The organism is Devosia sp. YIM 151766, assembly GCF_030285925.1.
Classification (GTDB): Bacteria; Pseudomonadota; Alphaproteobacteria; order Rhizobiales; family Devosiaceae; genus Devosia.
Genome location: NZ_CP127251.1, coordinates 549879 through 568161 on the forward strand (window position 1 = coordinate 549879; position 18283 = coordinate 568161).

The 18283-nt window shown below is 63.1% G+C and carries 16 protein-coding genes; 6 read left to right on the forward strand and 10 right to left on the reverse strand.

The features are described 5' to 3' along the window. Positions 1–41 precede the first annotated feature (41 nt). The 4 genes from O9Z70_RS02635 to O9Z70_RS02650 all read left to right on the forward strand — a co-directional run bounded on the left by O9Z70_RS02635 (position 42) and on the right by O9Z70_RS02650 (position 3251). On the forward strand, positions 42–425 hold the full coding sequence (locus tag O9Z70_RS02635) for a RidA family protein (protein WP_286020948.1): 384 nt from the start codon (positions 42–44) through the stop codon (positions 423–425). A 74-nt stretch (positions 426–499) separates the two neighbouring features. Beyond that, the gene (locus O9Z70_RS02640; RefSeq protein WP_286020949.1) at positions 500–1273 is read left to right on the forward strand and encodes an SDR family oxidoreductase; all 774 of its coding nucleotides are present in this window, start codon (positions 500–502) and stop codon (positions 1271–1273) included. Then, positions 1270–2334, forward strand: a complete 1065-nt coding sequence (locus tag O9Z70_RS02645; RefSeq protein ID WP_286020950.1) for a D-TA family PLP-dependent enzyme — start codon at positions 1270–1272, stop codon at positions 2332–2334. The genes O9Z70_RS02640 and O9Z70_RS02645 overlap by 4 nt, the downstream gene beginning before the upstream one ends. A gap of 86 nt (positions 2335–2420) precedes the next feature. Continuing rightward, on the forward strand, positions 2421–3251 hold the full coding sequence (locus O9Z70_RS02650) for a sugar phosphate isomerase/epimerase family protein (RefSeq protein WP_286020951.1): 831 nt from the start codon (positions 2421–2423) through the stop codon (positions 3249–3251). Between the two features lie 20 nt (positions 3252–3271). Here O9Z70_RS02650 and O9Z70_RS02655 read toward each other — a convergent pair whose 3' ends face one another. The 6 genes from O9Z70_RS02655 to O9Z70_RS02680 all read right to left on the reverse strand — a co-directional run bounded on the left by O9Z70_RS02655 (position 3272) and on the right by O9Z70_RS02680 (position 8857). Continuing rightward, positions 3272–4030, reverse strand: a complete 759-nt coding sequence (locus O9Z70_RS02655; RefSeq protein WP_286020952.1) for an iron ABC transporter ATP-binding protein — start codon at positions 4028–4030, stop codon at positions 3272–3274. Next, the gene (locus tag O9Z70_RS02660) at positions 4027–5016 is read right to left on the reverse strand and encodes an iron chelate uptake ABC transporter family permease subunit (protein ID WP_286020953.1); all 990 of its coding nucleotides are present in this window, start codon (positions 5014–5016) and stop codon (positions 4027–4029) included. The genes O9Z70_RS02655 and O9Z70_RS02660 overlap by 4 nt, the downstream gene beginning before the upstream one ends. Beyond that, a complete protein-coding gene (locus O9Z70_RS02665; RefSeq protein WP_286020954.1) occupies positions 5013–5975 on the reverse strand; it encodes an ABC transporter permease in 963 nt (320 codons plus the stop codon). The genes O9Z70_RS02660 and O9Z70_RS02665 overlap by 4 nt, the downstream gene beginning before the upstream one ends. Before the next feature lie 154 nt (positions 5976–6129). Further along, positions 6130–7053, reverse strand: coding sequence for a siderophore ABC transporter substrate-binding protein (locus O9Z70_RS02670; protein WP_286020955.1), 924 nt, complete (start codon positions 7051–7053; stop codon positions 6130–6132). A gap of 119 nt (positions 7054–7172) precedes the next feature. Then, a complete protein-coding gene (locus O9Z70_RS02675) occupies positions 7173–8084 on the reverse strand; it encodes a LysR family transcriptional regulator (protein ID WP_286020956.1) in 912 nt (303 codons plus the stop codon). Between the two features lie 26 nt (positions 8085–8110). After that, on the reverse strand, positions 8111–8857 hold the full coding sequence (locus tag O9Z70_RS02680) for a sulfite exporter TauE/SafE family protein (protein ID WP_286020957.1): 747 nt from the start codon (positions 8855–8857) through the stop codon (positions 8111–8113). Between the two features lie 243 nt (positions 8858–9100). Between O9Z70_RS02680 and O9Z70_RS02685 the strand changes: the two genes are divergently transcribed. Both O9Z70_RS02685 and O9Z70_RS02690 read left to right on the forward strand, forming a co-directional pair. Further along, positions 9101–10948 (forward strand): ABC transporter ATP-binding protein, encoded by a 1848-nt coding sequence (locus O9Z70_RS02685; RefSeq protein ID WP_286020958.1) that lies wholly within the window; start codon positions 9101–9103, stop codon positions 10946–10948. Continuing rightward, positions 10945–12843 carry an ABC transporter ATP-binding protein gene (locus tag O9Z70_RS02690; protein ID WP_286020959.1) on the forward strand — a complete coding sequence of 633 codons (1899 nt, stop codon included), beginning with the start codon at positions 10945–10947 and terminating at the stop codon, positions 12841–12843. The genes O9Z70_RS02685 and O9Z70_RS02690 overlap by 4 nt, the downstream gene beginning before the upstream one ends. A gap of 186 nt (positions 12844–13029) precedes the next feature. Here the strand turns inward: O9Z70_RS02690 and O9Z70_RS02695 are convergent, their stop codons facing one another. The 4 genes from O9Z70_RS02695 to purD form a co-directional block, all read right to left on the reverse strand. Beyond that, complete coding sequence (locus O9Z70_RS02695) at positions 13030–14067, reverse strand: heparan-alpha-glucosaminide N-acetyltransferase (protein ID WP_286020960.1); 1038 nt, start codon at positions 14065–14067, stop codon at positions 13030–13032. Between the two features lie 4 nt (positions 14068–14071). Then, positions 14072–15919, reverse strand: coding sequence for a DNA helicase RecQ (gene recQ, locus O9Z70_RS02700; RefSeq protein ID WP_286020961.1), 1848 nt, complete (start codon positions 15917–15919; stop codon positions 14072–14074). Between the two features lie 41 nt (positions 15920–15960). Further along, complete coding sequence (locus tag O9Z70_RS02705) at positions 15961–16824, reverse strand: patatin-like phospholipase family protein (RefSeq protein ID WP_286020962.1); 864 nt, start codon at positions 16822–16824, stop codon at positions 15961–15963. A gap of 154 nt (positions 16825–16978) precedes the next feature. Further along, positions 16979–18253, reverse strand: a complete 1275-nt coding sequence (gene purD / locus O9Z70_RS02710) for a phosphoribosylamine--glycine ligase (RefSeq protein ID WP_286020963.1) — start codon at positions 18251–18253, stop codon at positions 16979–16981. Between the last annotated feature and the right edge of the window lie 30 nt (positions 18254–18283).

Below are 18283 nucleotides of genomic sequence, written 5' to 3' on the forward strand. Positions count from 1 at the left end.
GGGCTATCAGAAGAAACTCAGTTTCAAAATGAGAGGATTCAATGTCTATTAAACGCTATGGTGCCGATAAAGCCGGCGCCGGGGGCCAGAACCTGCCTTTCGCCCGCGCCGTCGAGGCTGGCGGCTGGCTCCATGTCTCCGGTCAGGTGGCGATGAAGGATGGCGAGATCGTCGGCGCCGGCATTGTCGAGCAGACTCATCTCACCATCAAGAACCTCACCGCCATTCTCGAAGAGGCCGGCTACGGGCTGGAACACGTGGTGCGCTGCGGCGTCTGGCTCGATGATCCGCGCGATTTCTGGAGCTTCAACGCCGTCTATAAAAGCTATTTCGGCGACCATCCGCCGGCCCGCGCCTGCGTCCAGAGCCATATGATGGTGGATTGCAAGGTCGAGATCGACTGCGTGGCCTATAAGGGGCCGTAAGCTGAATTTTTCTAGACCTCATCCTGAGCTTGTCAAAGGAGAGGTCTAGAATGCTCTGGTAGCAGGATAAGCTGATGACAAATCCCTTCCGCCTCGATGGCAGGACCGTCCTCATTTCCGGCGCCGGCGGCGGCATTGGCCGGGTCCTGGTGGAAACCTTCCATCGGGCCGGTGCGAGCGTCATCGGCGCCGACCGCGACTCCACCATGCTTGTCGGCCTGCCGGTGGTCAGAACCATCCTGTTCGACCAGGAAGACGCCAAATCCACCCGCGCCGCCATTGCCGCCGACCTTGCCGCGCATGGCGCGCCCGATGCCCTCATTGCCAATGCCGGCTTCACCCGCGCCGAGCATCTCGACCAGCTCGACGACGATATCTGGGCCAGCGAAATGGCCATCAATCTCAATGGCGCCTATGCCCTGGTCGATCCTGTCATCGCGGCGATGGCCGCGCGCGGCGCGGGCAATGTGGTCTTCATTTCCTCGGTCAACGCCCTCCAGCATTTGGGCAATCCGGCCTATTCCGCCGCCAAGGCGGGCCTCATCGCCTATGCCAGGGCCATCGCGGTCGAACGCGGCGGCCAGGGCGTGCGGGCCAATGTGGTGGCGCCGGGCTCGGTTCGCACGCCGGCCTGGGATCACCGCCTCGCGGCCGATCCGCGATTGCTCGACAAGGTGCTGCCGCATTATCCTTTGGGCCGCATGGTCGGCCCCGAGGAAGTGGCGCATGCTGCGCTATTCCTGGCGTCCGATGCCGCCTCCGGCATTACCGGCGCCACCGTTCCGGTGGATGCCGGCCTCACCGCCGGCAATCTGCGCTTCGTCAACGAGGTTTTGAGGGCCAAATGACCCGCTTCAACGAAATCGATACGCCCGCCATTCTGATCGACCTCGATCGGGCGGAGGCCAATCTGCACAAGGCCCAGCAGGCCGCCGACCAAGCCGGTCTCAAACTGCGCCCGCATATCAAGACCCACAAGCTGCCCTTCTTCGCCAGGCGGCAGGTGGAGCTCGGCGCCATCGGCATCACCGTGCAGAAACTGGGCGAGGCGGAGGTCATGGCCGATGCCGGCCTCACTGACCTGTTGCTGACCTTCAATATCATCGGCGCCGCCAAGCTCGCCCGGTTGCGGGCCCTGCACGACCGCGTCACCATCCGCGTCGTCGCCGATAGTACCGAATGCGTTGCCGGCCTGGCCGGGACGTTCACCGATCCGGCCCGCACGCTCGGCGTTTTCGTCGAATGCGACACCGGCATGGGCCGCTGCGGGGTGCAGTCGCCGGCAGCGGCGCTCGAATTGGCGCGGACGATCATGGCGGCGCCGGGTCTCGAATTCGCCGGGCTCATGACCTATCCCGCCGCCGGCAAATACCGGCAGGCCGCCCAATGGCTGTCCGAGGCCAAAACCCTGTTCGAGGCCGGGGGCATTGCCGTCCCGGCGATCACCACCGGCGGCACGCCCGACATGTGGCACATGCAGGACGCGGCTGCCATCGCCACCGAATACCGCCCCGGCACCTATATCTATATGGACCGTTCGCAGGTCGCCGCCGGTGCCGCCTCCTATGACGATTGTGCCCTGACCGTCCTGGCCACGGTGGTTTCGCGCCCCACGGAAAACCGCGCCATCATCGATGCCGGCACCAAGGCGCTGACCAGCGATCTGCTCGGCCTTGTCGGCCACGGCCATGTCGTCGAATATCCCGAGGCCCGGATCGCCCGCCTCAGCGAGGAACACGGCACGCTCGACCTGTCGGATTGCGCCCGCAAGCCCGGGATCGGCGAGACCATCCGCATCATCCCCAATCATTGCTGCCCGGTGACCAATCTCTTCGATCGCGTCAATCTGGTGCGCAACGGCGAATTGGTGGAAACCCTCGCTGTCGTGGCCCGGGGCAGGGTGGACTGACCGGCCCCATCGGCCCGAAACATCCTCGCCTGCGACTTGCTCTGGCCACGGGAGCGTGAAATCCTCACCACAAAGAGGAGTGTCCCATGGCCGATCCCCAGAGCCGCATCGCAATATCCACCTGGTCGCTGCACCGTCTTCTGGGCGCCACCTATCCCCATGACCTCACCACCGACGCGGTGAGCGATGGTGAGGACACTTATGGCGAAGGCGAGGAATCGCTGCTCGGCCTGCCCTCCATCCTGGCCAATCACGGCTATCGCCGGCTGGAAATCGTCTCCTTCCACCTGCGCAGCCGCGATCCGGTCTATCTCGGCGAATTGCGCGACCAGCTTCAGGTTGCCGGCGTCACGCTGCAAACCCTGCTCATCGATGCCGGCGATATGAGCGATCCGCTCGATGGCGCCCGCGATACGCGCTGGATCGCCGGCTGGCTGGAGGTGGCCAACGAACTGGGCGCCGAGAATGCCCGCATCATTGCCGGCAAGCAGCCCTTCACCGCCGAAAACCTGGATCGCTCCGTGCAGGGCTTCCGCCACTTGCTGTCGGCCAATGCCGGCGCACCGCTGCGTCTCGTCACCGAGAACTGGTTCGACCTGCTGGCGACGCCGGAGGCGGTGCACAGGCTGCTCGACCGCCTCGATGGCCAGGTGGGCCTGCTTGCCGATTTCGGCAATTGGACCGGCCCGGACAAATATGCCGGCCTCAAATCCATTTTCTCCCGCGCCGAGCTCTGCCACGCCAAGGCCGATTTCAAAGGCGGACGGATGGACGAGGCCGATTACGGCCTCTGCGTCGCCGCCGCCGAGGAGGCGGGCTATGAAGGCCCCTATACGCTGATCTTCGATGCCGACCATACCCATGAATGGTCCGGCCTGGCCGAGGAGCGCGATTTCATCCTGTCCCGCCTCGCCTGAAAGCGGCGGCGCCGCCAAGGTCAGCCGTAATAGACGCTGATCAATTGTCCGCCGATCTCATGGACCTTGATGTCCATTTCATAGATCTGCGAGAGCACGTCCGGCCGGATCATCTCGCCCGCCGTGCCCTGCGCCGCCACCTTGCCCACCTTCATCGCCACGATATGGTCGGAATACCAGGAGGCGAAATTGATGTCGTGCAGCACCAGCACCACGGTCTTGCCCAGATCGTTCGCCGCCTGCCGCAGCAGCTTCATCATCCCCATGGCATGTTTCATGTCGAGATTGTTGAGCGGCTCGTCCAGCAGCACGTAATCGGTATCCTGCGCCAGCACCATGGCGACGAAGGCGCGTTGCCGTTGCCCGCCCGACAGCTCGTCGAGGAAACGGTCCGCCAGCAATCCGAGGTCGAGATAGGCGATGGCGCGGTCGATATGGGCCTTGTCGTCCAGCGTCAGCCGGCCCTTGGAATGGGGATAGCGCCCGAATGACACAAGGTCGCGAACGGTCAGGCGCGCCGTCATGTGATTGTCCTGCCGCAGGATCGACAGGCGGCGGGCCAATTCGTCGCTGGGCGCCTTGGTGACGTCGAGCCCGCCAATGGTCACCGTGCCCTTGTCCATGGCCATCAGCCGGCTGACCATCGACAACAGGGTCGATTTGCCGGCGCCATTGGGGCCGATGATCGAGGTGATTCCCCCCTGGGGCAATTGCAGCGACACCCCGTCCACCACGCAGGCCGCGCCATAATTCTTGGTGACATTGGACGTGACGATCATCGAGCCGATCTCCGCAATACCAGGGCGATGAAAACTATGCCGCCCATGAATTCGATGATGATCGACAGGGCGGTATCGAAGGCGAAGACCCGCTCAAGCAGCGTCTGCCCGCCGACCAGCGCAATGATTCCGAGCAGGATCGCCGCCGGCAGCACATAGCGGTGCTTGGAATTGCCGACCAGCGAATGGGCGAGGGTGGCGACCAGCAGGCCGAAAAAGGTCACCGGACCGACCAGGGCGGTGGACACCGATACCAGCACCGCCACCATGGACAGGATGATCACCACCGTTCGCTTGTAGTCGACGCCCAGATTGATGGCCTGGGCCCGGCCCAGCGACAGCACGTCATAGCTATGCATTAGTTTCAGGCCTACAAGGCTCACGGCGCCGACGATGATGCAGGAAATTCCCAACAGCGTCGGATCGGTGGTGGCGAAGCTGGCAAACAGCGTATCCTGCAACACGTTGAACGCGCCGGGATCGAGCATGCGTTGCATCAATTGGCTCAGCGAGCGGAACAATACCCCGAAAATGATGCCGACCAGCACCAGAAGATGCAGGCTCCGCTCCTCGCCGAGGAACAGCCAGCGGAACAGGATGCCGGAAAACCCGACCATGACCAGCACTTCGACCAGGAACTGCATCTGGCTGTCGATTGCCACCAGCGCGCCGACGCCGAGGAAGAATACCACGCCGGTCTTGATCAGCACGTAAAGCGCGTCGAACCCCATGATCGATGGCGTCAGGATGCGGTTATTGGTGACGGTCTGGAACAATATCGTGGAGACCGCCACGGAATAGCTTACCAGCAGCAGCCCCAGCAATTTCTTGCCCCGGAAGGAGAGAACGAAACTCCAGCTGCCCCTGGCGCCCAGGGTCATGAACAGCGCGATGGAAATCAGCGCCAGCAGCGACAGCAGGATCAGAACCAGGGCGGCGCGGCTGAAGCTGCGCGGCAGGGGCGCGGCAAGCGTTTCCTCGGTCATGTGGCTCCTCGCGGCGTGCGCAGCAACAGGTAGAGAAAGAGCGCGCTTCCCACCACGCCCATGACCACGGCGATGGGGATTTCATAGGGGAAGCGGATCAGACGGCCGACAATGTCGCAGGCCAGCACCATACCGGCCCCGCCAATGGCGACCCAGGGCACGGTGCGGCGCATATTGTCCCCGATCATCAGGCTCACCAGATTGGGCACGATCAGGCCGAGAAAGGGGATGGAGCCGACCGAAACCAGCACGACGGCGCTGACCAGCGAGACGATGACCAGGCCCAGCACCATGACCCGCTGGTAATTGAGCCCGAGATTGGTGGTGAAATCCTTGCCCATGCCGGCGACCGTGAAGCGGTCGGCGGCGATATAGGCGATGGCGCAGCAGGCCAGGCCGATCCACAGCAATTCGTAGCGGCCCCGGATGATGCCGGAGAAATCGCCCATGTTCCAGGCCAGCAGCGACGCCATGAGATTGGCGCGATAGGCGACGAAGGCGGTCAGCGCGCCGATAATGCCGCCCAGCATGATGCCCACCAGCGGCACCATCAGCACGTCGCGCAGCGGCACCACCCGCAGAATACGCAGGAACAGCGCCGTGCCGCCCAGCGCGAACAGGGCGGCGACGCCCATTTTCGCCATCAGCGGCCAGCCGGGAGCCAGGATCGTGACCACCAGAAAGCCGAGCGCCGCCGATTCGCTGGTGCCGGTGGTGGAGGGTTCGACGAACCGGTTGCGCACCACCATCTGCATGACCAGGCCGGCAATGGCCATCGACGCCCCGGCGAGGATCAGCGCCAGCGTGCGCGGAATGCGGCTGATCAGCAATACTTCCATGGCGCGGCCATCGACGCCGCCTGCCAGCAGGCTGGCAATGGACACATCGCTGACGCCGACAAAGATGCTGACGACAGCCAGGATGATCGTGACGATGGAAGCAAGAATGAGCGCGGGCACGGGGCTGTGGACCTGTCTCGGAAACGCGCCTCCCCTGCGGGGGAAGGCTGGGATTGCGGGGTCCAGCTCATATGCGGGGACCGGGTTTCGGGACTGTCCGAAACCCGGTCCTTAATGCCCTCCCTCAGGGGAAGGCAAGCGCTGGACCGTTCACTTAGCTGTTGAGGCCGGCCAGGACCTGGTCGAGCAGCAGCATGACGCCTTGATAGCCATGCATCGAGATATAGGACGCCTGCGGGTCGAGATAGACGACATGGCCTTCCTTGGCCGCATTGGTCTGGTTGAACAGCTCGTTGTCGAGCAGGGCAGCGGCCGCGCCGGCACTTTCGCCGGTGCCGGCGTCACGATCGACCACGAAGACCCAGTCGGGGTTCACTTCGAGCAGGAATTCGAACGACACGGCATCGCCGCCATGGTCGCCGTCCTTCACGCTGTCGAGGGCTGAGGACATGCCGATTTCGTTATAGACCCAGGCAACGCGCGAATCCGCGCCATAGACGCCCAGCTTGCCGGCATTGGTGACCAGGACCAGCGCCGTTCCCTTGCCTTCGGCGGCGGCAGTGGCTTCGGCGACCTTGGCGTCGAGGGCGGCGTTGAGCTCTTCAGCCCTGACCTGCAGGTCGAAGATTTCGCCCAGAGTGGTGATATTGTGCTTGATGCCGGAGACGAACTCGGTGTTGTTCACCGAAAGGTCGATGGTCGGCACGATGTCCTTGGCGGTCGGATAGGCCGAGGCCGAGCGGCCGGCGATGAAATAGACATCGGCTTCCTCGGCGGCAATGCCTTCGAAATCGGGCTCGAACAGCGAGCCGATCGGCAGCGCGTCGGCCGGGACCTGATCGCCCAGATAGCTCGGCGCGTTGGAAGAAGGCACGCCGGCAACCGCGACGCCCAGCGCATTGAGATTGTCGAAGACGGCCCAATCCTGCGTCAGCACCTTGGCCGGCACGCCGGAAATGGTCGTCTCGCCCTGCGGATGGGTGATGACCTTGTCCTGGGCAATGGAGGCACTGGCCAGCGAGAAGACACCGGCAAAGACGGCCGCGACAATGGCGGTAGAGCGGAAAAGCGAGCTCACGGGAACGATCCAATCCTGATTGACGACATTCGCGCCGAAAACCTGACGACGCTTGTCGGGTTTTCTAACCTCGCTTTTCCCGCCATGTCAAAGGAAAATATGACGCATATTATCTGGTATTACCCCGAGGGCAGGTAGGTTTCGCTGACCAGGGTCATGAAACCTCTCATCGCCGCCGAGAGCGGGCCGGACTTGCGCCGCGCCACCAGCAATTGCCGCATGGCCCAGGGCTCGGCAAGGGGGGCGCAGACCAGATCGGTTCCCGCCAGCAGGTGCAGGCTGGTGGACCGCAGGAAGCCGATGCCGAATCCGGCCTCCACCATGCGGACCAGCGCCGGAAAGCTCTCTACCCGCAGCGCTTCCGTCAGTTTCCGGCCGGCGGTGCTGGCGGCTTCGGCCAGCAGCCGGTCGAGCGAGCCGGCCTGGTGGATGCCCACAATGGCATGGGGCAGCACCGCCTCGAAGGGCAGGGCCTTGCGCGGCTCGATCCGGCTCGCCAATTCATGATCGGGCGGCGCCAGCACCCAGACGCGCTCATCCTCGAACGGCTTTATGTCGAAACGCGAGAAGTCGTAATTGTCCGAAACGATGGCGATGTCGGCCTGGCCCTCATCCAGCGCCAGCAGCGCCTTGGCGGCGCTCATTTCGCCGATGGCGATCTCGATGCCGGGATGTCTGGCCGCGAATTTCGCCAGCAATTCCGGCAGCCGCCCGGTCAGCGCCGACCCGGTGCAGGCGAGCCGCAGGCTGCCGCGCTGGCCGGAGCTGAAATCGGTCATGATGACATCCAGATCGGCGATGGAGCGCAGCACTGTGCGGCAGCCATCGGCATAGGCCTCGCCGGCCTTGGTGAGCCGGACGCCCTGCGCCGAGCGGTCGAACAGGACCACGCCCAGCCGCGCCTCCAGGTCGGAAACGCGCCGGCTGACGGCGGACGAGGCAATCCCCTCCCGCTCGGCGGCGCGGCCGATGGAGCCGGTTTCGGCCAACAGCAATATGAGGCGCGCGGTTACGCTGTCGAACGAGGCCATGTCGTCTCCCGGGCGCACCATACTCATTAGCTTCCCAGGAGCAAGGAGAAGCCGCGCCCGAGATAGAAAATCCCGATCCCGGTGACGATCCGGCGCGTCCAGGTGCGGAACCCGTCATCGCTCATGCGTTGCAGGATATGATAGCCCAGGCTGGTGCCGGGGACCGCGAAAGGCGCCGCGATCAATGCCAGCAGCCAGTCATTCGCCGCCACCGCCGACACGACCATGCCGTAGAACAGCACCTTGGACAGATGCGAGATCACCTGGGTCGCCGCCTTGGTGGCCACGATCCGCCGCCGGTCCATCTGTGTGCGGATGAAGAAGATGTCGACGATCGGCCCCGATACGCCGATGGCCAGGTTGAGCCCGCCGCCCAGGAAGCCGCAGAGCATGGCATGGTGCGGCTTGCTGGCATCGAGCGCCAGCCAGCCTTTCGGTATCCACACCAGGATCGGCATCAGCCCGATGGCGAAGCACACAATCATCAGGTCGGGAACATAGCGCAGCACCAGCAGCGCCAGCGCCGCCATTATCAGCCCCAGGCAGATGAATCCCAAAATCCGCCAATCGATATGCTCGCGCGAAAACCAGGCGCGCGAGCCATTCGCCACGACCTGGATCGCGCCCTGGACGGCGATGGCGCTGGCCACCGGCAACAGGGTGAGCATCACGCCCAGCAGGACCAGCCCCCCGGCCATGCCGAAAATGCCGGACAGGGTGGCGGTGCAGAAAACGGCAATGGCGACGATGACGGCGGTCAGGGGCAGTAACATGCTCATATTGATGCCCGCGCCCGCTTGCCTCCGCTACGCTCCGCTTCGGCATGGGGTCATGCCGGCAGAAACCGGATTTGCGGCATCCCCCCGTCACAAAAAGCATTTTTGCATAGATTGCATCTTGAATGGTACGCTCATTGGGCCTTTTATAGTCACGCGAGTTTGATTTGCCCGATTGCCGGTCGCCGGAACCTCCCGCCACCCGGTCGGGCCTCACATATTGATGTCTGGAACACTCCCTTGATTACCCTCAAGGCTGGCCGCAAGCGTTCGCGCGGCGATGCTCGTGCCCATCTCGCCGCCGCCCATGCGGGCAAAGGCCGGGGCTCCCTGTTGCGCATTACCCTTTTTGCGCTGCGTCATTATTGGCAGGCCAGCATCGCCTTCGGCGCCACCATCGTTGCCGCGGTGCTGCAGCTTTCCATTCCGCGCCTGCTCGGCCAGGCGGTGGACGAGGCGCAGAATGTGCTGAACAGCGCCGCCGAAGGGGCGCAGCAGGCGCTGTTATGGACGGCGCTGACCCTGCTCGGCGTCTCCGTGGCCCGCGGTTTTTTCACGCTGCTCCAGAATTATTTCTCGGAAAGCGTCGGCCATCATGTCGGCTACGAATTGCGGCTGGCCTTTTATGACAAGGTCCAGCGCCTGTCCTATTCCTATCATGACCGCGTCCATTCGGGCGATCTCATCACCCTTGGCCTGCTCGATCTCGATGGCTTGCGCATGTTCTTCTCCACCGGCCTGGTGCGCACCGTGCTGCTGGCCGGGCTGATCGGCGTCGGCGCCTATATGCTGCTGACCACCGATATGCTGCTGGGCCTGCTGGCGCTGAGTTTCGTGCCCTTCGTCGCCTGGCGCTCCTCGATTGCCCAACTCACCCTGCGCGCCACCTGGCTGATCCTGCAGCAACGGCTTTCGGTGCTCACCAGGGTGATGGAGGAAAATCTCGGCGGCATTCGTGTCGTCCGCGCTTTTTCGGGCCAGAAATTCGAATTGGACAAGTTCGACACCGCTTCGCAGGCGGCGCTGGAACTGGCGTTCCGGCGCGTGCATGTGCGGGTGAAGAACACCTCGATGATGACCTTTTCCTTCTTCGTCGCCATGGGGCTGGTGCTCTGGGTCGGCGGCAACAAGGTCATTGCCGGTGACATGAGCGTCGGCACGCTGGCGTCCTTCCTCACCTTCATGACCATTCTGCAAATGCCGGTGCGCCAGCTCGGCCTCATGGTCAATTCCTTCGCCCGTGCCTCCACCTGCGGCGACCGCTTCTATGCCTTCCTCGATGCCCCGATCGAAATCGAGGACAAGCCGGGCGCGCAGCCGCTCAAGATCACCGACGGCATCCTGCGCTTCGAGGATGTGCATTTCACCTATCCCGGCGCCAGCCATCCAACGCTTAACGGCGTCAGCTTCGAAGGCCGGGTGGGGCAGACCATCGGCATTGTCGGGGCGCCGGGAAGCGGCAAGTCGACGCTCGCCCACCTCATTCCGCGCTTTTATGACGTCACCTCCGGCCGCGTCACCCTGGATGGGCAGGATGTGCGCGACGTGACGCTGCAAAGCCTGCGCCGCTCGGTGGCCGTGGTGCAGCAGGACAGCTTCCTGTTCACCACCACCATCGAGAACAATATCGCCTATGGCGATCCCTGGGCTAAGGACCGCAAGATCGAGCGCGCCGCCGAAAGCGCCCAGCTGCACAATTACATCATGGGCCTGCCGGCCGATTACGATACCGTAGTGGGCGAGCGCGGCGTCTCGCTTTCGGGCGGCCAGCGCCAGCGCCTCGCCATCGCCCGCTCGCTGGTGCTCAAGCCCGCCGTCATGGTGTTCGACGATTCCACCGCCGCCATCGATGCCGGCACCGAACACCGCATCCGCTCCGCCATCCGCCGCTATGCCAAGGACCGGGTCACCATCATCATCGCCCATCGCCTGTCCTCGCTCATGCATGCCGATCTCATCCTGTTCCTCGAAGATGGCCATGTCGTTGAACGCGGAACTCACGCCGAACTGCTGGAACAGGGTGGCCGCTATCGCGCCCTCTACGACCTTCAGACAAGGCCCGGCGACGATCTGGAGGCAGCACAATGAGCGTGATGGACGACGACGAACGCGAAGTGGCCGCTTTTCCGGGCCAGCGCCCGCCCCGCGCCTCGGTAGGCAGCCACACGATCGAGGAAGAAGTTTTCGGCAAGGCCTATGATCCGCAGACGGTGCGGCGCATCTGGGCCTATGTGCATCCCTATCGGATGAAGATCTATCTGTCGGTTTTGTCGGTGCTGGTCTTCACCGGCACCCAGCTCGCCATTCCGCTCATCATCGGCAATGCCATCGATACCGGCATGGTGGCCGGCGGCAATCTGGAAAACCTGACCTGGGCCATCATTGCCTTTGCATTGGTCATCCTGCTCAATTTCGGCGCCTCCTGGCTTCAGGAGACCCAGGTGGGCCAGGTGGCCGAAAACGTGCTGTTCGACATGCGCCGGGCCATGTTCGCCCAGCTGCAGCGCGTTTCGCTGTCCTATATGGACCGGACCGAAGTGGGCCGGCTGATGAGCCGGTTGCAGGGCGACGTCAATTCCATGCAGGAATTCCTCGAAACCTCGGTGATTTCTGTTGGCGACATCGTGCTGCTATTCGGCATCGTCGCCGTGCTGCTCAGCCTCGATCCCTGGCTGGGCCTGCTCACCATGGTCACCATGCCCATCCTCTTCATCGTGCGCATTTTCTGGCTGCCCCCGGCCAAGCGCGCGTTTTGGGCTGCCCATGAAACCAATTCGCTGACCAATGGCGCCATGGCCGAAGGCATCAATGGCGTCAGGACCGTGCAGAACCTCGACCGCCAGAAGGTCAATTTCGACCTTTATGACGACAAGGCCTATCAGAACCTGCGCACCCAGCTCACCGGCTCCAAATTCGCCCAGGTCATGGTGCCGATCGTGGATTCGCTGACCGGCATTTCCATGGCCACGGTGATCGTGGTCGGGGGCTCCATGGTGCTCAATGGCACCTTGCAGGTCGGGATCATCGTCACCTTCGTGTTCTATATCCAGCGCTTCTTCGACCCGATCCGCTCGCTCACCATGCAATATTCGATCATGCAGCGCGCCATGACCTCCGGCCGCCGCATCACCGAAGTGCTCGATCTGCCGGTGGTCATCGAGGACCAGAAAGACGCCGTGGTCCTGACCGGGGACATGGATGGCTCCGTCGCCTTCCACGATGTGGTCTTCGGCTACGATCCCGAGCGCCCGGTGCTCAAGAACGTCTCCTTCCGCGTCAATCCGGGCGAGACCGTCGCCATTGTCGGTCCCACCGGTTCGGGCAAGACCAGCGCCATGGCGCTGGTGCATCGCTTCTATGAAGTGCAGGGCGGCGCGGTGCTGGTCGGCGGCCACGACGTTCGCAACATCACCCAGGAGAGCCTGGGCGAACAGGTCGCCATGGTCTTGCAGGAGCCGTTCCTGTTCACCGGCACCATTTTCGACAATATCCGCTACAACAAAGCCTCGGCCACCCGCGAGGACGTCATCGCCGCCGCCAAGGCGGTGGGGGCGCACGATTTCATTTCCCGCTTCAACAATGGCTACGACACCGTGCTGGAACAGCGCGGCTCCAACCTGTCACTGGGTCAGCGCCAGCTCCTCAGCTTCGCCCGCGCCCTGGTCGCCGACGCCAAGATTCTCGTGCTCGACGAAGCCACCGCCAATATCGATTCCTATACCGAGCGCCAGATCCAGAAGGCTTTGGACGTGCTTCTCGAAGGCCGTACCGGCATGGTCATCGCCCACCGCCTCGCCACCATCCGCGGCGCCGACCGCATCATCGTCCTGCAAAACGGCGAGAAGATCGAGGAAGGCAATCACGACCAGCTCATGGAATTGGGCGGCCTCTATTCCAGGCTCTACAACATGAACTATGCCAGCTTCGACGACATCCCCGACGACCTGGTCGCCCAGGCCAACGCCAAGGCGTCGAGCACCTGAGGATTTTCATCAATCCTCGTTCTCTCGAGTCATGTTGTCCCAGGACGTGAGGCTCTTTCGCCCCCTCCCCTTAAGGGGAGGGCCGGGGAGGGGGTGCCGCGGTTCCCACACATCCTGCAGTTTCGCCCTTGCTCCGCCATCCCCAATGTAAACACTTCCTCTCAAGCGCGCGGGAGAGTGTGAAGCCTATTCCCCATCCGCCGGCGCATCTTCCAGTTCCGGATAGATCAGCACCGAACATTGCCGATTATTGGCGTCCAATTGCGCCTGCTCCGCCGCCGAGACCCGCCCGCTAAAGATCGGCTCCCACAAATCGTCGCGCTCGACGCCTTCCAGCCCGCATTGGCAATAGATGGCGCAGAGCGCCGCGCTGGTGCCGGTCGCCTCGCAGGAGGCCTGGCAGGAATTGAGGAATTCAAGCTCCCGCCCGGCATTCTGCATCCCTGTCGCCATCGAGAGCGGCATGATCACCGCCAGCAAGAGCGGCTGATGCACCAGGTAGATGACCAGGCTCCAGCGTCCCATCCAGCCCAATAGAAGCGCCGGCCGATTGCGCCACTGTATTGCCGCCAGACGCGCCTCGACCGCCGATCCCCGCACCAACCGCGCCGCGATCACGCCGAGCAGCACCACGCCGAGCCAGGGAAATACCGGCACCAGGTCATTGGTCAGGGGCGGCGTTTCCCATAACCCGATCCAGGATAGCGGCACCGCATTGAACAGCGGATCGCGATAGAGGAAATGCAATCCGATCACCGCCACGGCCACGAGGCCGGTCAGCCAGAGCGGCGTGAACAGCCAGGGCAGGGCGAGAATGCTGAACAGCGCAATGGCATGCAGCACCCCGAAATAGACGAAGCTCTCGGGAAAGGTCAGCCACGTGCCCAGCGTGATCAGCCCCGCCCCGCCGGCCAGGAACAGCCAGCGCCGCCAGAAGCCCCGCCAGCGCATGCCATGCCCATGGCCGAGCACGAGCCCGACGCCCACGAGGAACATGAAGGCAAACAGGATCGAGCGGGCGAATGTGACCCAGCCGGGATCATATCCGACATCCACCGGCATGAAGCCGTAATAGGAGAGGTCCCAGCACAGGTGATAGATCACCATCGCCACGATGGCGACGCCCCGGGCAATGTCGATGATCGGCAGGCGGGGGCGTTTCTTCTCCCCCTCGGGGAGGAGGTGGCGCGCAGCGCCGGATGAGGGGGTGTCCGACGCAGCCACGATCCTATTCCTCGAAATTCGCCACTACGGCGAGGAAGGCTTCGCCATACCGGTCCAGCTTGCCCTGGCCGACACCGGGCAGGTTCAGCATGTCGTTGAGGTGGTTCGGCGGCGTCAGCGCCATGGCCCGCAGGGTCGAATCGTGAAAAATCACATAGGGCGGCACACCCTGCGACTTGGCGATCCGCAGACGTTCCGCGCGCAAGGCATCGAAAAGCGGCTGCGCATGATCGGGTATGTCCACCGCCTTTGCCAGCGCGCGACGAATTTCCACCGATTTTCGCGGCCGGTCCTTCCTGAGGGTAACAGTCTGTTGACGTTTGAACACTGGATGCGCATTCGCGGCCAGCATGAGCGCGCCGTGATTGGCATGATCGACCAGGATCAATCCCATGGCCGTCAATTGCCGCAAAACCGATTGCCAGGCCTTGGCGTCGAGCTCCCTGCCTTGCCCGAAAACCTTCTGATGCTGATGGCCAAACCGTTGAACTTTCTCGGTTTCTTTTCCGATCAGTACGTCGATCACATGCGCCGCGCCGAAGCGTTGTCCGGTCCGGTAGATCGCCGCCAAGGCCTTGATCGCCGCCTCGGTGCCGTCCCAGCTCTCCACCGGCGACCGGCAGGTGTCGCAATTGCCGCATTGCCCCGGATAGGCCTCGCCGAAATGGCCTAGAATGGCCTGCCGCCGGCAGGAGGCCGTTTCGCAAACACCCAGTAAGGCATTGAGTTTGCTATGTTCTAGCCGCTTGACCTCGTCGGGCGCATTGCCCTCGTCGATCATGCGGCGGCGCTGCACCACATCGGCCATGCCATAGCTCATCCAGGCATCCGCCGGCTGCCCATCGCGCCCCGCGCGGCCGGTTTCCTGGTAGTAAGCCTCTATGGATGCTGGTAAATCCATATGCGCCACATAGCGTACATCCGGCTTGTCGATGCCCATGCCGAAGGCCACCGTGGCGACGAGGCACAGCCCCTCTTCCTTCAGGAATGCATCCTGATTGGCGCTGCGCAACTGCGCCCCCATGCCGGCATGATAGGGTAAGGCTTTGATTTCCTTGCCGTTCAACCAGTCGGCGACGTTCTCAACCTTGGCGCGGCTGAGGCAATAGACGATGCCGCTCGCGCCCTTGTGTCCGGCCAGGAAATCCAGCAATTGCTCGCGCGGCTTGTCGCGTTCGACGATGGAATAGGAGATATTGGGCCGGTCGAAACTGGTGGTGAAGACCTTTGCCTGTTCCAGCCCCAGCCGCTCGATAATGTCTTCCCGCGTCGTCGGATCGGCCGTCGCGGTCAGCGCAATACGCGGCACGCCGGGAAAAAGCTCAACCAGATGAATGAGTTCGCGATATTCCGGGCGGAAGTCATGGCCCCATTGGCTGACGCAATGGGCCTCGTCGATGGCAAAGAGCGCGATCTGGCAATCGGCCAGCATATTGGCAAAGCCCGGCGTGGCGACCCGCTCCGGCGCCACATAGAGCAGGTCCAGTTCCCCCCGCCGCAATTGCCGGCGAACCTCGGCCGATTCTTCGGCGGAAAGCGAGGAATTCAGCGCCGCAGCGGCCACGCCGGCCTGCCGCAACGCCTCGACCTGATCCCGCATCAGCGCGATCAATGGCGAAACGACGATACCCACCCCGGACCGGCAAATGGCGGGCAATTGGTAGCACATGGACTTGCCGGCCCCGGTCGGGAACAGCACCACGGCGTCGCCACCGCCGACGACGTGGTCGACGACATCGGCTTGCTGTCCGCGAAATTCGTGGTGGCCGAAAATATCGCGCAACACTGCCAGCGGCTCTGGCCGCCGATCGCGATGGGAGGAGAACAGGCTCTGAGACTCAAGGGCTTCCACGCCCCAGTTGAATCATGGGGCGCCCGGTGTGGCAACCGCGATCAGGTGCTCTCCACCGGCACTATGCGCTCCTGGATGTAATCCTCGATCTTTTGCGTCAAAATCCGCTTGAACCGGTCTTTCTCGGCCTCGGCATGAGTGACGATCTCCCGCACCCGCCAGAATTCCATGGCGCCGAAATTGGCGACATGAGGCCGGATATACATGTCGGGCGGATAGGCCGCTATCATATGCGCGGTCAGGGCATGCATCATGATCTGGGCCGAACCGAACCAGATATCGAGCGCCTTGTGATCGGTCTTGGTGAGCGCGATGGACGGATCGCCCACCACATCGATCCCGATCAGGAAATCGGTGTCGATATCGGCCTGATCCAGCGGCAATGGATTGACGACCCCGCCATCCACCAGGATGTGGTTATTGAAGGAAACCGGCTTGAACAGGCTGGGTATGGCGATCGATCCGGCAATGGCCGGGCGCAGGAGGCCGGAGTTGAACACCACCTGGTGCCAGGACTGAAAATCGGTGGCGACCACATGCAGGGGAATTTTGAGATCGCGGAATTCCAGCGGAAAATCCGCAGGAATGAAGGCATCCACGATGCTTGTGGCATCAAGCTGCATGGAAATGCCGTTCCTGAGCAACCCGCCAATGCCGCGAATTTGCGTCGCCCACAATTTTGAGGCGATGGTGCGGAGCGTGCCCAAAACCTCGAAACTGTGTTCGCGCAATTCCTTGCCGCTCATCCCGGCGGCCCAGCCGGAGCCGATCAATGCGCCGATGGACGTGCCGGCGATGACCGAAGGGGTCAGGCCAAGCTCGTCCATCGCCTCGATATAGGGAATATGCGTCAGCCCGCGCGCCGAGCCGCCGCCCAATGCCACGCCGATCCGTGGGCCGTTCATGGTGCTCACTTTTCCACGCTCCGCACCTCTCATGCGCAGCTTTTCCGCCAGCGCCATGCCGCGCCTCTGCAAAGGCGTGGGCTGGCGTAGCGGTGGAGCCGCATCGAAGACGGTTCTGAAAGGGGAGCTTAGCGCGCCAAGATTGAGGAATGGTTCAGTTTTGTTCTCGGGAAACCTCGCGCCACCCGATGTCTCGCCGGCAAAAGCCTTCCGGCCAGTCAATCGCGTCCACGCCTCTGTAAGCACGTTCCTGTGCCTCTTTTACCGATGCCCCGAGCGCGGTGATGTTGAGAACGCGCCCACCATTGGCCAATAAACGTTCTCCGTCCCGCTTCGTTCCGGCGTGAAAGACGGTGAGATCAGCGTCATCGAGCCCCTCGACGCCGCGAATTTCGCTGCCTTTGCCATAGCTGCCTGGATAGCCTTCCGTCGCCAGGATGACGGTCAAGGCATAGGCGTCCTTCCACTGGACTTGCTGGCCGGCCAGCGTACCGGTCGCAACGGCGTGGAGCACGGGGACGATGTCGCTTTCCATCCGCATCATCATCACCTGACACTCCGGGTCTCCGAAGCGGGCATTGTATTCGACCAGCTTGGGACCGTCCTCGGTCAGCATCAGCCCGGCATAGAGCACGCCGGCATAAGGCGTCCCTCGCTGCGCCATGCCGCGCACGGTCGGCTCGATGATTCGCGCCATGGCCACGTCATAGATGTCCTTGCTCATCACCGGAGCCGGGGAATACGCCCCCATGCCGCCGGTATTCGGCCCCTGATCGCCGTCAAAGGCGCGCTTGTGGTCCTGTGCGGTAGTCAGCGGCAGAATGTCCTTGCCGTCGCTGAGGACGAAGAGGCTGACTTCTTCGCCTTCCATGAATTCCTCGATGACCACGGCAGCGCCGGATTCCCCGAACAGGCCAGAGAAACAATCGACGATGGCTTCCTCGGCCTCCTCGACGCTCATGGCGACGGTGACGCCCTTGCCGGCGGCCAGGCCATCGGCCTTGATCACGATCGGCGCCCCCTGGACATAGAGATAGGCCAGGGCCGAAGCCTCGTCCTCGAAGCGCCCATAGGCGGCGGTGGGGATGTCGAATTCATCGCACAGCGCCTTTGTAAAACTTTTGGACCCCTCCAGCTGACCTGCCGGCTTGCTCGGACAAAAGCAGGTGATTCCCGCATCGCGAATGTCATCGCCCAGGCCGGCGACCACCTGTGAATCAGGCCCGACGACGACGAAATCGATCTGGTTGTCCCTGGCTGCGGAAATAACCGCAGCATGGTCGGTGATGTCCACGGGCAGATTGGTGGCGATGGTCTCGGTGCCGCCATTCCCCGGCGCGACGAACAGGCCCGTCACCAGCGGCGATTGCGCGATCTTCCAGGCCAATGCATGCTCGCGTCCGCCCGAACCGATGACCATTATGCGCATAAACTGCCTCCGTCGCTGCTCGGGGCCTGA

Excerpts from the sequence above, each read along its gene's own strand:
- O9Z70_RS02645 (WP_286020950.1), top strand. The coding sequence starts at position 1,270 with ATGACCCGCTTCAACGAAATCGATACGCCCGCCATTCTGATCGACCTC.
- O9Z70_RS02650 (WP_286020951.1), top strand. The coding sequence starts at position 2,421 with ATGGCCGATCCCCAGAGCCGCATCGCAATATCCACCTGGTCGCTGCAC.
- O9Z70_RS02680 (WP_286020957.1), bottom strand. The coding sequence starts at position 8,857 with ATGTTACTGCCCCTGACCGCCGTCATCGTCGCCATTGCCGTTTTCTGC.
- O9Z70_RS02655 (WP_286020952.1), bottom strand. The coding sequence starts at position 4,030 with ATGATCGTCACGTCCAATGTCACCAAGAATTATGGCGCGGCCTGCGTG.
- O9Z70_RS02640 (WP_286020949.1), top strand. The coding sequence starts at position 500 with ATGACAAATCCCTTCCGCCTCGATGGCAGGACCGTCCTCATTTCCGGC.
- O9Z70_RS02660 (WP_286020953.1), bottom strand. The coding sequence starts at position 5,016 with ATGACCGAGGAAACGCTTGCCGCGCCCCTGCCGCGCAGCTTCAGCCGC.
- O9Z70_RS02635 (WP_286020948.1), top strand. The coding sequence starts at position 42 with ATGTCTATTAAACGCTATGGTGCCGATAAAGCCGGCGCCGGGGGCCAG.
- O9Z70_RS02690 (WP_286020959.1), top strand. The coding sequence starts at position 10,945 with ATGAGCGTGATGGACGACGACGAACGCGAAGTGGCCGCTTTTCCGGGC.
- O9Z70_RS02675 (WP_286020956.1), bottom strand. The coding sequence starts at position 8,084 with ATGGCCTCGTTCGACAGCGTAACCGCGCGCCTCATATTGCTGTTGGCC.
- purD (WP_286020963.1), bottom strand. The coding sequence starts at position 18,253 with ATGCGCATAATGGTCATCGGTTCGGGCGGACGCGAGCATGCATTGGCC.
- O9Z70_RS02705 (WP_286020962.1), bottom strand. The coding sequence starts at position 16,824 with ATGAACGGCCCACGGATCGGCGTGGCATTGGGCGGCGGCTCGGCGCGC.